The 14,244-nt window shown below is 70.7% G+C and carries 13 protein-coding genes; 10 read left to right on the forward strand and 3 right to left on the reverse strand.

Going from position 1 to position 14,244, the window contains the following annotated elements; genetic code table 11:
• The first annotated feature begins 176 nt into the window (after positions 1-176).
• The 3 genes from ACRX5S_RS33625 to ACRX5S_RS33635 all read left to right on the forward strand — a co-directional run bounded on the left by ACRX5S_RS33625 (position 177) and on the right by ACRX5S_RS33635 (position 3,125).
• Positions 177-602 (forward strand): DUF4229 domain-containing protein, encoded by a 426-nt coding sequence (locus tag ACRX5S_RS33625; RefSeq protein ID WP_436776984.1) that lies wholly within the window; start codon positions 177-179, stop codon positions 600-602.
• A 730-nt stretch (positions 603-1,332) separates the two neighbouring features.
• Positions 1,333-2,703 (forward strand): dicarboxylate/amino acid:cation symporter, encoded by a 1,371-nt coding sequence (locus ACRX5S_RS33630; protein ID WP_436776985.1) that lies wholly within the window; start codon positions 1,333-1,335, stop codon positions 2,701-2,703.
• 80 nt (positions 2,704-2,783) lie between these two features.
• On the forward strand, positions 2,784-3,125 hold the full coding sequence (locus ACRX5S_RS33635) for a hypothetical protein (protein ID WP_436776986.1): 342 nt from the start codon (positions 2,784-2,786) through the stop codon (positions 3,123-3,125).
• Between the two features lie 32 nt (positions 3,126-3,157).
• Here ACRX5S_RS33635 and ACRX5S_RS33640 read toward each other — a convergent pair whose 3' ends face one another.
• Positions 3,158-3,718 carry a hypothetical protein gene (locus ACRX5S_RS33640; RefSeq protein WP_436776987.1) on the reverse strand — a complete coding sequence of 187 codons (561 nt, stop codon included), beginning with the start codon at positions 3,716-3,718 and terminating at the stop codon, positions 3,158-3,160.
• Positions 3,719-3,792: 74 nt separating this feature from the next.
• Complete coding sequence (locus tag ACRX5S_RS33645) at positions 3,793-4,815, reverse strand: hypothetical protein (RefSeq protein WP_436776988.1); 1,023 nt, start codon at positions 4,813-4,815, stop codon at positions 3,793-3,795.
• 118 nt (positions 4,816-4,933) lie between these two features.
• On the opposite strand from ACRX5S_RS33645, the gene ACRX5S_RS33650 reads away from it, so the two are divergent.
• The 3 genes from ACRX5S_RS33650 (at position 4,934) to ACRX5S_RS33660 (ending at position 8,214) form a co-directional block, all read left to right on the forward strand.
• The gene (locus ACRX5S_RS33650; protein ID WP_436776989.1) at positions 4,934-5,554 is read left to right on the forward strand and encodes a TetR/AcrR family transcriptional regulator; all 621 of its coding nucleotides are present in this window, start codon (positions 4,934-4,936) and stop codon (positions 5,552-5,554) included.
• Between the two features lie 120 nt (positions 5,555-5,674).
• Entirely contained in the window at positions 5,675-6,598 is a 924-nt protein-coding gene (locus tag ACRX5S_RS33655) for a hypothetical protein (RefSeq protein ID WP_436776990.1), read from the forward strand.
• 194 nt (positions 6,599-6,792) lie between these two features.
• Positions 6,793-8,214, forward strand: a complete 1,422-nt coding sequence (locus ACRX5S_RS33660) for a lipase family protein (protein WP_436776991.1) — start codon at positions 6,793-6,795, stop codon at positions 8,212-8,214.
• Between the two features lie 150 nt (positions 8,215-8,364).
• Here ACRX5S_RS33660 and ACRX5S_RS33665 read toward each other — a convergent pair whose 3' ends face one another.
• Complete coding sequence (locus ACRX5S_RS33665; protein WP_436776992.1) at positions 8,365-9,570, reverse strand: hypothetical protein; 1,206 nt, start codon at positions 9,568-9,570, stop codon at positions 8,365-8,367.
• Between the two features lie 398 nt (positions 9,571-9,968).
• On the opposite strand from ACRX5S_RS33665, the gene ACRX5S_RS33670 reads away from it, so the two are divergent.
• From ACRX5S_RS33670 to ACRX5S_RS33685, 4 genes are all read left to right on the forward strand, one after another.
• Positions 9,969-10,889, forward strand: a complete 921-nt coding sequence (locus tag ACRX5S_RS33670; protein ID WP_436777059.1) for a menaquinone biosynthetic enzyme MqnA/MqnD family protein — start codon at positions 9,969-9,971, stop codon at positions 10,887-10,889.
• 145 nt (positions 10,890-11,034) lie between these two features.
• The gene (locus ACRX5S_RS33675) at positions 11,035-11,616 is read left to right on the forward strand and encodes a pyridoxamine 5'-phosphate oxidase family protein (protein WP_436776993.1); all 582 of its coding nucleotides are present in this window, start codon (positions 11,035-11,037) and stop codon (positions 11,614-11,616) included.
• Between the two features lie 36 nt (positions 11,617-11,652).
• Positions 11,653-12,873, forward strand: a complete 1,221-nt coding sequence (gene mqnC / locus ACRX5S_RS33680) for a cyclic dehypoxanthinyl futalosine synthase (RefSeq protein WP_436776994.1) — start codon at positions 11,653-11,655, stop codon at positions 12,871-12,873.
• 61 nt (positions 12,874-12,934) lie between these two features.
• Positions 12,935-14,179, forward strand: a complete 1,245-nt coding sequence (locus tag ACRX5S_RS33685) for an amidohydrolase family protein (RefSeq protein WP_436776995.1) — start codon at positions 12,935-12,937, stop codon at positions 14,177-14,179.
• The last annotated feature ends 65 nt before the right edge of the window (positions 14,180-14,244 follow it).

The following is a 14,244-nucleotide window of genomic DNA, read 5'->3' on the forward strand; positions in this document are numbered from 1 at the left end:
CCGCACGGCCCGGCACCGGCCCGGCAGAAGGCGTCCGCCGTCTGCCGGGCCGACCCCTTGCCGGTCCGTCTTCCGCGGATGCTGTACTGGATGTCCGGAAGGTTCGGCCTCCGCCGCACCCGCCGAGCAGTGTCCGCTGCGCGACCCCCGGGCCGCGCCGGCCGAAGGAACCGAACGTGTCCACAGCGCACAGCACGCCGCAGAACACGCCAGAGCCCCAGTCCGACGCCCCGGGCGCCGCGGAGCCCGCGCGGCGCTCCGGCACGTGGACGAACGGCCACCCGGCGCTGCGCTACACGCTGTACCGCCTCGGGGTGTTCGCGGCGGCGTTCGCGGTGATCTGGGCGGTCTTCTACGCCCTCGACATCGGTGGCAAGGGCGCGCCGATCCTGGTGGCCGGCCTGGCGGTCGCGGTGTCCGGGCTGGTCAGCTACTTCCTGCTGAACAGTCAGCGGGACGCGATGTCGGCCGCCCTGGTCGAACGCGTCGAGCGGGCCAAGGCCCGGATCGAGGAAGGCGCGTCGGCCGAGGACCACCTCGTCGCGGACAACGCCCCGCGACCGACCCCGCGCACCACCCCGAGGACCACCGACGCCACCTGAGCGCCCCGCCACCTGAGCCGTCCCACCCCACCCCGGCATCGCTCAGGCCCCGCCGCCTGCGCACGGCGCCCCGTACCGCTCCGCGGGCCACCGACGCCACCTGAGCAGCCCCCCTACCCCCGGCATCGCTCAGGCCCCGCCTGCCACCCCGTCCTCAGGCCCGCCGCTCGTGCGTGCCCCCCGTTCCGCTCCGCGGACCACCGACGCCACGTGAGCAGCCCCACCCCACCCCCGGCATCGCTCCGGCCCCGCCTGCCACCCCGTGCCCAGGCCCGCCGCTCGTGCGTGCCCCCCGTACCGCTCCGCGGACCACCGACGCCACGTGAGCGGACAAGTTCGTCCGGTAATGGTTTTGTCGTTTTACTGATGCACTGCTTACACTCCTCCTCATGTTCGGTGCAGGCGACACGTATGCGACGCGCACGGCGGTGGGTTTCCCGCTCGTGGCGCGTCTGCACGTCGACCTCGGCCGATGCGCCACCGCACTGTGTAGCGGCGCCGGCGCCTGCTGACCGGTACGCGAGACACGCACTAACCCGCGTACCGCACACGCACGCCGCCCGACCGCTTCGCGGCCCGGCCGGACCCCCGGGTCCTCACCCCCCGCGCCTGACCGGTGGACGAACGCACTCCCGTTCCCCACATGCCACGTCAGGTCCGAAGCGGTCGTCACCCCCGTCCCGTACATCACGGTGCCCGGCGCCACGCCGGCCGCTTCAGGAGCTCCGCCTTGTCTCAGACCACCGCCGCGCCCGACGGCGTGCGCAAGCGATCCCTGCCCAAGATCCCCTTCTGGGCCCAGACGTTCATCGGCCTCGCCCTCGGCATCGGTCTCGGCTTCATCGCCAAGAACGGCAGCGTCGAGTGGCTGACCACGACCCTTGAGCAGGTCGGCGACATCTTCGTCCGGCTGCTCAAGCTCGCCGTCCCGCCGCTGGTGTTCACCGCGGTCCTGGTGTCGGTCGTCAACCTGCGCAACGTCAACAACGCCGCGAGCCTCGCGCTGCGCACGCTCTTCTGGTTCCTGGCCACCTCGCTCATCGCGGTGACCATCGGCATCACACTGGGCCTGCTCACCGACCCCGGCAAGGGCGTCGACCTGGCCAGGCCGGAGAGCGCCCCCGAGGGCATCTCCAACGGCGACTGGCTGGACTTCCTCACCGGCATCGTGCCGACCAACGTCGTCAGCGCGTTCGGCCCTAAGCCGCAGGTCCTCCAGATCGTCTTCCTCGCCGTCGTGCTCGGTGCGGCGATCCTGTCGGTCGGCAAGAAGGCCGAACCGGTCATCAACGCCGCCGAAATCGTCCTGGAGATCGTGCAGAAGGCCCTGTGGTGGGTCATCCGCCTCTCGCCGATCGGCACCGCGGGCCTCATCGGCACGGCCGTCGCGACGTACGGCTGGGACTCCCTCAAGCCGCTCGGCACCTTCACCGCCGACGTCTACATCGGCTGCGCCATCGTGCTGTTCGGCGTCTACCCCCTGCTCCTGGCCACCGTCGGCCGGGTCAACCCGCTGCGCTTCTTCCAGGGTGCTTGGCCCGCGATCCAGCTCGCCTTCGTCTCGCGCTCCTCGGTCGGCACCATGCCGGTCACCCAGCGCTCGGTCGAACGCCTCGGCGTCCCCAAGGACTACGCGTCCTTCGCCGTCCCGTTCGGCGCCACCACCAAGATGGACGGCTGCGCCGCGATCTACCCCTCGCTCGCCGCGATCTTCGTCGCCCAGTACTTCGGCATCAGCCTGGACCTTCAGGACTACTTCCTGATCGTCCTGGTCTCCGTCATCGGCTCCGCCGCCACCGCGGGACTCACCGGCGCGATCGTGATGCTCACCCTCACCCTCGACACCGTCGGCCTCCCCCTCGCGGGCGTCGGCCTCCTCCTCGCCATCGACCCGATCCTCGACATGATGCGCACCGCCACCAACGTGGCGGGTCAAGCCGTCGTCCCGGTCCTGGTCTCGGCCCGCGAGAAGTCCCTCGACCTCGACAAGTACAACAACCCGAAGGACATCGACGCCGAGGACGACACCCCGTCCGACCCCGTCGACACCACCAAGAACGTGCCCACTCAGCCGGACCGCCGGGAGCCGGTCTCCGTCTGACAGGCACACCGCAAGCGGCCCCGCTCCCCTCCGTGTCGTGGGGGACCGGGGCCGCTTCACATCCGCACGCGGGGGAGCGCATGATCGACTACAACCAGGCGCGGGAAATCGCGGACGCGCATCTCTTGGAGCAGTTCGGACCGAGGGCGGAGAACCCGCTGGTGATTCACCAGATCATCCAGCACCGTTGTGGCTGGGAATTCCGCTTCCAGCCGCTCGCTTGGATCGAGTCCCCTCGACACTGGCCGCGGACGGGTGCCCTGTGCGGTGCCGGAAACCTCACCGTCGATAGGCGCGATGGGAGGATTCAGCATCACGGGGGCGGCGACGGGGGCCGGACCAAACTCGCCTGGCACCGAGACTTCGACAGCGACACGGGCGGCGCCCCGTCCCGCCCAATGGGCCGCACCTGCGGCTGCTGACTCCGTTTGCTCCCGAACGCCAAGGCCCGTGCTCACGGTTCGCGGGGTTGGCGACTCACTCCCAGTTCCTCGCGCAGTGCTGTACGCAAGTCGGCGAGGCATCGTTTTGCTTCCATCAGGCGGGCCGTGGCTGTCTCCGGCGATTCGCCGGGTTCTCCGTGGCCCCGCTCGACGCGATGGATGGTCTCATAGATCTTCCACAGGACGCCGTTCACCTCGGCGGCCTGCGTCAACAACGTGTCGGGTAGCACCAGTTGGGCTTCCGCCCACTGCTCCCGCATGACGTCCCGGGCCGCCTCCATCGCGGCCTTGGTCTGTTCCGCGTCGACGCCGGTGCGCAATGCATCCGCGTGCAGGAGCAAGGTCGAGTGGAACTGTCGATCGGCCATGTTCAGTGCGACATAGCACGCGTGGCGCTGGTCCTGAAGGGCCCGTTCGCGGGCCCGTTCCTCTTCGGCCAGCCGGAGCCGCCGATCGTGCTCAAGCTCGGCGATCCGCGCCCGCGTAGCCGCCCGCTGCGTCAGCAGTCCCGAAGCCAACGTCCCGGCAACTCCCAGCGCAGCAACAGCCAATGTGGCAACCCAGCTGTCCACGTACCCTCCCCGTACGACCTCGGGGGCCAAGACTTGCGGATTGGTGGGTGTTGGGGCGAGCCGTGGTGCGGCGTTCAGTTGGCGTAGTGGGCGGCGATGGTGGTGAACGCTGCCTTGGGCTCCCAGGGCATGTCGGGGTAGGTGGTGCCGGAGCCCTGTTCCAGGACTTTGACGATGCCGTAGCTGGCGAGGTCGAGGTCGTCGCGGGGGTCGCCGTCGGGGCGGTGGGGGAAGTCGTAGAGGGCGAACGTGAAGACGAAGGTGCTGTCGATGCCGCCGGCGTCGAAGGCCTCCAGCAGTTCGCGTACGTAGGTTGCCTGGCCGGCTTCGTCGCGGGTGTATTCGCCGTCCAGCCGCACGGGTACGCGGCTGTCGCCGTCGTACTGGACGATCTCCAGGCCGCGGGCGCCGATGTCGCCGGCGTTTCGGTAGCCGGCGGCTCCGAACTCCGTGACGGCCACCGGCTTGCCCTGGGCGACGAGGCGGCGGATGCCGTCGGCGAACTGGTCGGCGATTTCGGCCGAGCGGTAGAGGTCCATGGACATGATGTCGAACGGGGTCCAGTCGACGCTCTCCAGCGGCACGGCGGCGTAGGTGATCTTGCCGCCGAAGCGGGTGCGGACCACCTCCACGGCTTTGGCCAGGAACTCGTTGACACGGGAGCCGACTTCGGCAATGTGGGTACGGAGCTGCTCCGGGTCGCCGAGCAGGGCGACGCGCTCGTCGGTGCTGTCGCCCGGCAGGAACCCCTTGTTCATAAGGCTCAGTTCGGCACCGGCGACGAACACGACCTCGGCTCCCCGCTGCCGTAGCCGTTCCGCGCGCTCGGCGCAGTCGGCGAACAACGACAGCATCTCGTCGGTGGTCAGCTCCAGCGGGTAGGGGGAGAACCAGACCTCAAGGCCGAGGTCCGCGGCGTACCCCGCGGCGAGTTCGATCCGGTCCGGATCGCCGCCCATGACGCGCACCGCGGTGCAGTTCAGGTCGTCGCGGATGATCGTCAGCTCACGCCGTACCAGCTCCGCGTCGAACCGCTCCCGGCCGAGCAGGCCGTTGCAGGCGAAACCGGTGTCGTAGCTGATGCCTTTGGCGCGCACGGGTCGCCGTCCCTTCCCTCGGAAGTTTTACGGTACTGACCGTACCTTATTTGCCGCGGATCAAGGGCCGTCGTCAGGATGGACAGGTACGACGAGTACCGAGCGTGAGTGAGAGAGCATGCCGGAGCCATCGCCGGGCCCGTCCGGTGCGGGGCAGACGCGGCGCCGCGGGGCCGCCCTGGAGGAGGCCATCCTGCGTGCCGCGGCGGATGAACTCGCAGAATCGGGACTCTCCGGCTTCACGATGGACAAGGTCGCCGCGCGCGCCGGAACCAACAAGAACGCCCTGTACCGCCGTTGGCCGGACCGCCTCGCCCTCGCCGTCGCCGCCTACCGGCGGATGGCCACCGCCGTCCAGCCGCCCGACACCGGCACCCTGCGCGGCGACGTCCTGGAATGGCTCCGCCAAGCCAACCGCTACTGGGGTTCCCCCCAGGGGGCGATCCTGCGCGAACTGCTCGCGGCCGCCGGCGGTGCCACGGAACTCCTGGCGCAACTCCAGGACCAGTCCGGAGACACCGCCGCCGCGCCCTGGTTGACCATCCTGGGGCGCGCGGTCGCACGCGGTGAAGCGTCCCCCGAAGCACTCCATCCCCGCGTTGCCACCGTCGCGATGGTTCTGCTGCGCAACGAATTCGTCGTACGCGGCGCCCCCGCCGCCCCCGACGAGGTCCTCGTCGAAATCGTCGACGAGGTCTACCTCCCGCTCGTGCGCGGACGAAGCACGCCGCCGTCCTGACACGCAGGCGCCCGTTCGGGGATCGACTCGGGCGTGCTCTGACAGCTTCCGGAGAATTCGATGAGCGGTGCATCGCAGGGTCATGAGTCCTTGGGCGGGGACGAGTGGGTGAGTCGCGCCTTGTTCGCTGTCGACGTGGCGGGCGCCTCGAAAATGCCGGAAGGTTCGCGGCGGCACTTGCCCCACGCGATGTACGAGGTCGTGAAGGCGGCGTTTGAGGAGGAGGGCATTCGCTGGGAAGAACATGTCTTGCAGGTCCAGGACGGGGGCGACGGGTTCCTGGCCGTGCTGCCCGAACGGCTGACGGCTCCACTGGTCGATTCGATGCGGGCGTTGGACGACATGTTGAGGGCCAACCGCGACAGTTTCCGGGGGCCGCCGATGCGCATGCGGGCGGCGATTCATCATGGGCGGGTGCCGCGGGGCCGGGAACTTGCAACACCTCTCATCGAGCTCTTCCGGATGCTGGACTCAGATGATTTGCGAGGCGTCCTCAAGGGCACTCGGTCATGCGTTGCGGTCATGCTTTCGGACCACGTCTACCGCATGGTCGTGCACGGTAGGCACGTTCGCACGGTCGAGGGTGCCGACTTCGTCCCCATGGACATCTCACCCAAGGGCATGAGGCTGGCGACGTGGGTGCACACGCCGGCCCGCGATGTGCCTCCCCCTGTGCTGCGTCCGCAACGACGTCCGTCGATCGATCTGAAACCCGTAAAGCATGAAGCCTTCATGGAGCAGGTGGACCGGGACCCGAACCTCCGTATATTCCTGCCGCCGAAGAGCATCGGGCCGCCCTCGAAGGCCGTCAAGGAGGGCGGCGGCGGTTCGCCGGGCGGGGCGGATGACGGGACGACGCCTGTCCAGCGTGACACGCGGGTGCCGTGGAGGGGGCGTCCGTTGGCATTCGATGAGCCTGCCCGAGTTACGGAGACGCTTCCTGCGGCCGCTGCCGAGTCCACCCGGGGAGTGCAACCCCCGCCTCCGGGATCGGCGCAGGCGTCCGATCGTGGCCTGGGGCTCGGGCATGAGCGCGGGCGGTGAGGGTCGATCGGGGATCGCGGGATGGGAATGTTGACATGTGTTCTCGCCGATAGTGGGCGGTGGGTAGAGCGTATTCGGTGAGATTTCCGGGGCTCTGACCTTGGATGTGTCTTGTTCACTTCGGTTCTCGCGGCAATACTGCTCCGGCACCGTAGAACGTGTTCTATCCAAAAAATGCGGGTGGGGGCCGGGCGATGCGTTCCACAGGCAAGGCACGTACGGACGTTGTGGGCAGGCGGACACTGCGCCATGTCGCCGCGTTCGCCGTGGTCGGCGTGCTCGCGGCGGCCGGGTGCAGCCGGAGCGGGGACGACCGGATCGCCGAGGGCGGCCGCTACCGGCCGGTGCTGGTGAACCAGGTTCCGGCGCCGTCGGCGCCTAGCCCGTCGGACGCTCCGTCCAGCCCGTCTGCCGCGCCTTCGGAGTCCCCGTCGGAGTCCCCGTCGGAGTCCTCCTCGGCGTCGCCTTCGCCGTCCGCGACCGAGTCCGGCTCCGGGTCGCCGGGCACCGTGCCGGAGGGCGAGGCGTTCTTCGACGCGCCCGATCCGCTGCCGGGCGACAAGCCGGGAGGCCTCGTACGCGAGCGTCCCGCCGCCGCGGACAAGGCCGTCGCGGGGGGCGCCAAAGAGCAGTTGGTGATGTACCGGACGACCGGCCCCGACGGGCAGCCGGTCGCCGCCACCGGCACCGTCACGCTGCCCGCCGGCCCCGCGCCGGAAGGCGGCTGGCCGGTCCTCGCGTGGGACCACGCCACCACGGGCATCGGCGCGAAGTGCGCCCCCTCGCGCAGCGGCCCCGGCCCGAGCGGGCAGGGCTCCGCCGAGATGCTCGCCGAGTTCGTGAAGCGCGGCTACGCGGTCGTGCAGCCCGACTACGTCGGCATGGGCGTCAACGGCGTGAAGCACCCGTTCCTGAACGGCAAGTCCGCCGCGTACGCGACGCTCGACCTTGTGCGCGCCGCCCGCGAGATGGACGCCGACGTCGGGAAGACGCTGTTCGTCGCGGGCCACTCGCAGGGCGGCCACGCCGCGCTGTGGAGTGCGCACTACGCGACCGAGTACGCCCCCGAGCTGGAGCTGAAGGGTGCGGTCGCGGTCGCCCCGGCCAACGACTTCGCGTTCCTGCCGTACCTCGTCTCGCAGGGCGACCCGGCGACCGCGATGGCGCTGATGCTCCTCAACGGTGCCGCGGCCGCCGACCCGAGCGTCGTCCCGGCGGACTACCTGACCGACGCGGGGCTTGCCGCGGCCGAGAAGGCATGGGAGACGTGCGTGGGTGACCAAGGGGAGCAACTGCCGTCGGGGACCGAGCTGTTCCGCCCGGACGCCAAAATGCTGGCGCTAAACGGGGTGCTGATCGGGCAGCTTCCGCAGGCGACGAAGCCCGCGGTGCCGGTGTTCCTGGCGCAGGGCGGTCAGGACCCGCTCGCCGAGGCGAACCTGCCGCTGGCGCGCGACATGTGTGATGCGGGCGTGACGGTGCAGTACAAGCCGTACGCGGACCTGCCGCACGACGCGACCGAGGTCTCCACAGCCGGACCGGACATCGTCGAGTGGGTCGAGGCCCGCAAGGCGGGCACGGCGGTCGAAGGGGCCTGCACCTTCCCGAGCGAGTAGAGGGCCCCGGCCCCGCACACCGCGGCCGGCCCCGGACCGGACGCGCGAGGGCCGCCGCGGGATCGAACCCGCGGCGGCCCTCAGGTCGTTCGTTCAGCGCGGTGGCCACAAAGGTTTGCACCGGTGAAGTCTTGTGGTCACCGCACCGGGTCAGACCGCCGCCGACTCCCGCCGGCTGCGCAGCACCGCCCCCGCCACCGCGGCGCCCGCCAGTGCGACCAGGCTGATGACGACCACGATCCACGACGACGTGATGAGCGAGTCGGTGAAGACGTCGTACACCGCGCCCGTCGCCTCGCTGCTCATCGTCGAGCTCTTCGTCGCCTCGTCAACGACCGGCGACCGGGCCAGGTTGGTGGCCACCAACAGCACACCGCTCGCCACCAGCGTGCCCATCGCGGCGAGCGCGAGGGCCCGCAGGCGGCGGACGGCGACCGCGATTCCGGCGACGAACAGGCCGATCGCCAGTGCCGGGAGCATCCAGCCCGCGTCGTCGACGCCCTTGAGCGCGTCCTGCGCCGGACCCGACTCCGGGATGTCCGCGAGCGACACCGGGATCTCGGTGGGCAGTTGGGCGCGGTCGACGTTGACGCCCGCCTCGGCCAGCTCGGCGAACAGCGGGTCGAGCGGCGTCTGCACCTTGATGGTCAGGCTGTCGCCCTCCACCTCGGTGACCTGGGAGTCCTTGCCGAGCAGCGTCCCGACCACGACGCTGTGCGCGGTCGCCGCGCCTTCCTTCCACACGCGCTTGAACTCGTCGGTGGCCATGACCGCGCCGACCGACGAGATGACCATCGTGCGGTAGCTCTGCGGGATGCCGGCCTGGTTCATGACCTCGCTGGCGATCCGGCTCTGGATCTCGTCGCGGATGGCCGGTTTCTCGATCAGCTCGGCCGCGTTGTCCGCGAAGCCCGAGTCCGAGATCAGCTCGCCCTTGAGCCACGACGCCGATATCGCGGGGATCGTCAGCAGGACGGCGAGCAGCAGGCACAGGAAGGCGACGGTGCCGCGCAGAGCGCCGTACGCCGGACCGCCCGGCCGCCCTCCCCGCGGCGGACGTCCACCGCGGCCACCGGGTCCGCCCGGACCCCCGAGACCTCCCGGACCACCAGGGCTGCTCGCGGTCCGCGGCGCGTCGCCGAACTGCGGCTGCGGCGGGTACCCCGAGTCGGCCGGAGCGTACGAGGGGGCGGCCTGGGCGCCGTACCCGCCGTACTGCGGCGGCGCGTCCGCGACGCCCGACGGGCTCGGCGCGGCGGCCGGTGGTGCCGGCGGCCGCGGCGGCGTGACCGCCTGCCCGTAGCCCGGAGGGCCCGGGGGCGTGCCGCTGTCGCCCGGACGGGACGCGGGGTACATAAGGGCCTCCGTGGGTGATCTGGGACTCGTCCCCGAGTGGGTGTGGCCGGTAATGCCGCTTATAGAGACTGGTTCCGACGACAAGTGGTTGCGCCGAGCGGCCACCACAAGCGATCGCGTGTGTCCACGGACCTCTCGCGGACCCCTCGTCGACGCCTCGCAGACCGGATGCCGACCAGGTGTCGACCGCTGCCGACCGTGTGCCGACGACGCGCCGCCCACCGGTCGCGGGCCGCGCAGAAGGCGCAGCCGACGGCCACCCCCGGAATACGAGGATGCCAGCCCGTACGTCCGTCCGGGTCGCCAGGGCCCGTGTTGTGGCACGGCGGTGACACTCCCCGGGCCTCCCCCTCGCGTGGCGTCCGGGCCCTCGGGCTTAGCCTCAGGGGGTGGACATCATGGACACGGCGCCCCGCGATCCGGGCGACGCCGGACAGCCCGCCCCGTCGACGAGCGCGGGCACCGCCGAGGGGACACACCCCACCCGGCCGCGCGTCGGCCACATCCAGTTCCTGAACTGCCTGCCGCTGTACTGGGGTATGGCGCACAGCGGCGCGCTGCTCGACATGGAGCTGACCAAGGACACACCCGACCACCTCAACGACATGCTCGTACGCGGCGACCTCGACATCGCGCCGATCAGCCTGGTCGAGTTCCTGCGGCACGCGGACGACCTGGTCGTCCTCCCCGACATCGCGGTCGGCAGCGACGGGCCGGTCATGTCCGTGGTGTTGGTCAGCCAGGTGCCGCTGGACCAGCTCGACGGCGCGACGGTCGCGCTCGGCTCCACGTCCCGCACGTCGGTGCGTCTGGCCCGGCTGCTGCTGGAGGAGCGCGACGGCGTCCGGCCGCGCTACTTCACCTGCCCGCCCGATCTCGCGCTGATGATGCAGGAGGCGGACGCCGGGGTCCTGATCGGGGACGCCGCGCTCCGCGCCTCGCTGCACGACGCCCCGCGCCTCGGCCTGCACGTCCACGACCTGGGCCGGGAGTGGAAGGAATGGACGGGCCTGCCCTTCGTCTTCGCGGTCTGGGCGGCGCGCCGCGACTTCCTCGCACGGCATCCGGACCGGGTGCGCGACGTGCACCGCGCCTTCCTGGAGTCGCGCGACATGTCGATGGCCCGGGTGGACAAGGTCGCCGCCCAGGCCGCCCGCTGGGAGGCGTTCGACGCGGCCACGCTGGAGCGGTACTTCGCGGAGGCACTGGACTTCTCGCTGGGCGCGCGGCAGCTCGCGGGCATCGCGGAGTTCGCCCGGCGCACCGCGCACGACACCGGGTATCCGGCGGACGTACGGGTGTCGCTGCTCGACGGGTGAGGCTGCCGGTGCCGCTGCCCGTGCTGTTGCTCGTGTCGCTGCCGCTGCCGGCCCGTGCGCGAAGCCACCAGTGAGACCACCGCCACAACACCTCCACGCCGCAAGCCCTTGCCGCCAAGATCGCCGTGATCAAAGGTTGGCTCTCATGGGCAAGGTTTATGCAGAAGGCATCACCGGCGAGCTGAAGGAATTCATACTCGGTCAGCCGGTGTACTTCGTGGCCACCGCACCGCTCGACCCCGACGGCCATGTCAACGTGTCGCCGAAGGGCCACGCCGGCTCGTTCGCGGTGCTCGACGACTGGACGGTCGCGTACCTCGACTGGACCGGCAGCGGCGCCGAGACGCACGCCCACATCCTGGAGAACGGCCGCATCACCCTCATGTGGACCGCCTTCACCGGCCCGCCCACCATCGTGCGGCTGCACGGCCGCGGCGAGACGGTACGCCGCGGCGACGCGCGCTGGCCGGACCTCGCCGCGCGCTTCAAGGACGCCGGGGAGCCCGGCGTCCGCGCGATCGTCGTCGTGGACGTCAAGCGCGTATCGGACAGTTGCGGCTATTCCATACCGTTCATGGACTACGTCGGCGAGCGCGGGCAACTGCGCGCCTCCTGGGACGGCAAGTCGGGGGAGGAGGTCGAGACGTACATGGAGAAGAAGAACCGGACGAGCATCGACGGCCTCCCGGCCCTGCCCGCGACGCAGGGGACCGCGGCCGCCGGTTAGGCTTCGTGGTGGTTCCAAGTCGCCGTGGAGGATCCCGTGAGTGCTGTTGCCGCCGAGTCCGAGGGTGTTCGGTACGAGCTGCAACCGGTCCTGGACCGGGCCGCCGCGGGCGGCCGCATCACCCCCGAGGAAGCGCTGGAGCTGTACGTCAACGCCCCGCTGCACGCGCTCGGCCGCGCCGCCGACGAGGCGCGCCGCCGCCGGTACGCCGGGACCGAGCACATCGCGACGTACATCATCGAGCGCAACATCAACTACACGAACGTGTGTGTCACGGCGTGCAAGTTCTGCGCGTTCTACGCCCCGCCCAAGAGCGAGAAGGGCTGGTCGCGCGAGCTCGACGAGATCCTGCGCCGGTGCGCGGAGACGGTCGAACTGGGCGGTACGCAGATCATGTTCCAGGGCGGCCACCACCCGGACTACGGCGTGGAGTACTACGAGCGCGCGTTCTCCGCGATCAAGGCGGACTTCCCGGAGCTGGTGATCCACTCCCTCGGCGCGTCCGAGGTCGAGCACATGTCGAAGGTGTCGGGCGTGTCGGTCGAGGAGGCCGTCACCCGCATCAAGGCCGCGGGCCTGGACTCGTTCGCGGGTGCCGGGGCCGAGCTGCTGCCGGCCCGCCCGCGCCAGGTCATCGCGCCGCTCAAGGAGTCGGGCGAACGCTGGCTGGAGATCATGGAGACGGCGCACGGGCTCGGCCTGGAGTCGACGTCCACGATGCTCATGGGCACGGGTGAGACGAACGCCGAGCGCATCGAGCACATGCGCATGATCCGCGACGTGCAGGACCGCACGGGCGGGTTCCGGGCGTTCATCCCGTACACCTACCAGCCGGAGAACAACCACCTGAAGGGCCGCACCCAGGCGACCCTGCTGGAGTACCTCCGCATCATCGCGATCGGACGCCTCTTCTTCGACAACGTCAACCACCTCCAGGGGTCCTGGCTGACGGTCGGCAAGGAGGCCGGGCAACTGTCGCTGCACTACGGGGCGGACGACCTCGGCTCGGTGATGCTGGAGGAGAACGTCGTGTCGTCCGCGGGCGCCAAGCACCGCTCGAACCGCATGGAGCTGATCCATCTGATCCGCGCCGCGGGGCGGGTCCCCGCGCAGCGGGACACGACGTACAACCACCTCGTGGTGCACGACGACCCGGCCGCGGACCCGGTGGACGACCGCGTCGTGTCGCACCTGTCGTCGACGGCCATCGAGGGCGGGACGGCGCACCCGGCGCTGACGATTGTCGAGGCGCGCTGAGGGCACGCGATTTGCCCGGTCGGGATGGCGGTCCCGCCACCCTCTCCGGGAGGATGGCCCGATGCCGCTGACCATCCACGCCGCGCCGGTCGTGCTCACGATGACGGGCGAACCTCCCCTGCACGAAGGCGCCGTCGTCGTGGACGGCGACCGCATCGCGGCGGTCGTCCCCGCGGCGGAGGCCGTCGAGCGCTTCCCGGAGGCGCGCGTACGCCGATGGCGCGGTGTGCTGACGCCCGGGCTCGTCAACGCGCACACGCACTTGCAGTTCACCGATTTCGGGCACCTCGCCGCGTCGGGGCTGCCGTTCCCGGAGTGGCTGGCGTCCCTCAACCGGGACCGCGCCGACTACACCGAGGCGCGCTGGCAGGAGAGCGCGCGCCGCGGCGTCCATCTGCTGCTCAAGTCCGGCACGACGGCCGTCGCGGACATCGTGTCGAACCGCCCGGCCCTGGTCCCGGTGGCCCGCTCCGGCATCCGCGGCATCTCGTACATCGAGGTGATCGCCGACTCGCCGCGCTGGGACGCCAAGCGCCGGGCGCGCCTGCTGGACGTCCTGACCACGCCCGCCGGCCGGACCCTCGGCGTCTCGCCGCACACGCCGTACACGGTCGGCACCGAGGTCTTCCGCGAGAGCGTCGCCATCGCGCGCGAACGCGGCCTGCGCATTCACCCGCACCTGGCGGAGTCCGCGCACGAGATCGAGTTCGTACGCGACGGCACCGGCCCGTTCGCCCTCGTCAATCACGCCGTCGGCTTCAGTCTGGAACTCCTCGACGGCGGCAGCGGGTTGACCCCGGCGGCGTACCTCGACTCGATCGACGCCCTGGGCCCGGACGTGCACGTCGCCCACGGCGTCCACCTGGACGTCGCCGACCGCGCGATCCTCCGTGAGCGCGGCACACCGGTTGCCCTGTGCGTACGCTCGAACCGCATCCTCCAGGCGGGGGAACCCCCGGTGGCCGACTACCTTTCCGAGGGCTCACCGATCGCCCTGGGCACCGACTCCCTCGCCTCTTCCCCGTCCCTCGATCTGTGGGAAGAGGCGGCAGCCGTACGCGAGTTGGCGATCCGTCAGGGCTACACCGCCGCCGACCTCGACCGCCGCCTGGTGGAAGCCGCCACCATCGGCGGCGCCGCGGCCCTGTCCCTCCCCGACGCCGGATCCCTCCGCCCCGACATCCCCGCCGACTTCGCCGTTTTCGACGTACCGACCGACGGGGACCCGTACGCCGCCCTCCTGGCCCACGGCACCGGCTCCTGCATCGGCACCTCCCTCAACGGCCGCCTGGTCCACCGCCGTTGATCCGACCCACTCATCAACCCCCAAGTAGTTTTCCGACCGTTGGCCATCGTTGTCTTGTAGCGCTC

The organism is Yinghuangia sp. YIM S09857, from assembly GCF_051388915.1.
In the GTDB taxonomy this organism is placed as follows: Bacteria; Actinomycetota; Actinomycetes; order Streptomycetales; family Streptomycetaceae; genus Yinghuangia.

What these genes read in the sequence shown, in the direction of transcription:
- ACRX5S_RS33635 (WP_436776986.1), top strand. Translation starts at nt 2,784, where the DNA reads ATGATCGACTACAACCAGGCGCGGGAAATCGCGGACGCGCATCTCTTG.
- ACRX5S_RS33650 (WP_436776989.1), top strand. Translation starts at nt 4,934, where the DNA reads ATGCCGGAGCCATCGCCGGGCCCGTCCGGTGCGGGGCAGACGCGGCGC.
- ACRX5S_RS33660 (WP_436776991.1), top strand. Translation starts at nt 6,793, where the DNA reads ATGCGTTCCACAGGCAAGGCACGTACGGACGTTGTGGGCAGGCGGACA.
- ACRX5S_RS33665 (WP_436776992.1), bottom strand. Translation starts at nt 9,570, where the DNA reads ATGTACCCCGCGTCCCGTCCGGGCGACAGCGGCACGCCCCCGGGCCCT.
- ACRX5S_RS33670 (WP_436777059.1), top strand. Translation starts at nt 9,969, where the DNA reads ATGGACACGGCGCCCCGCGATCCGGGCGACGCCGGACAGCCCGCCCCG.
- ACRX5S_RS33675 (WP_436776993.1), top strand. Translation starts at nt 11,035, where the DNA reads ATGGGCAAGGTTTATGCAGAAGGCATCACCGGCGAGCTGAAGGAATTC.
- ACRX5S_RS33685 (WP_436776995.1), top strand. Translation starts at nt 12,935, where the DNA reads ATGCCGCTGACCATCCACGCCGCGCCGGTCGTGCTCACGATGACGGGC.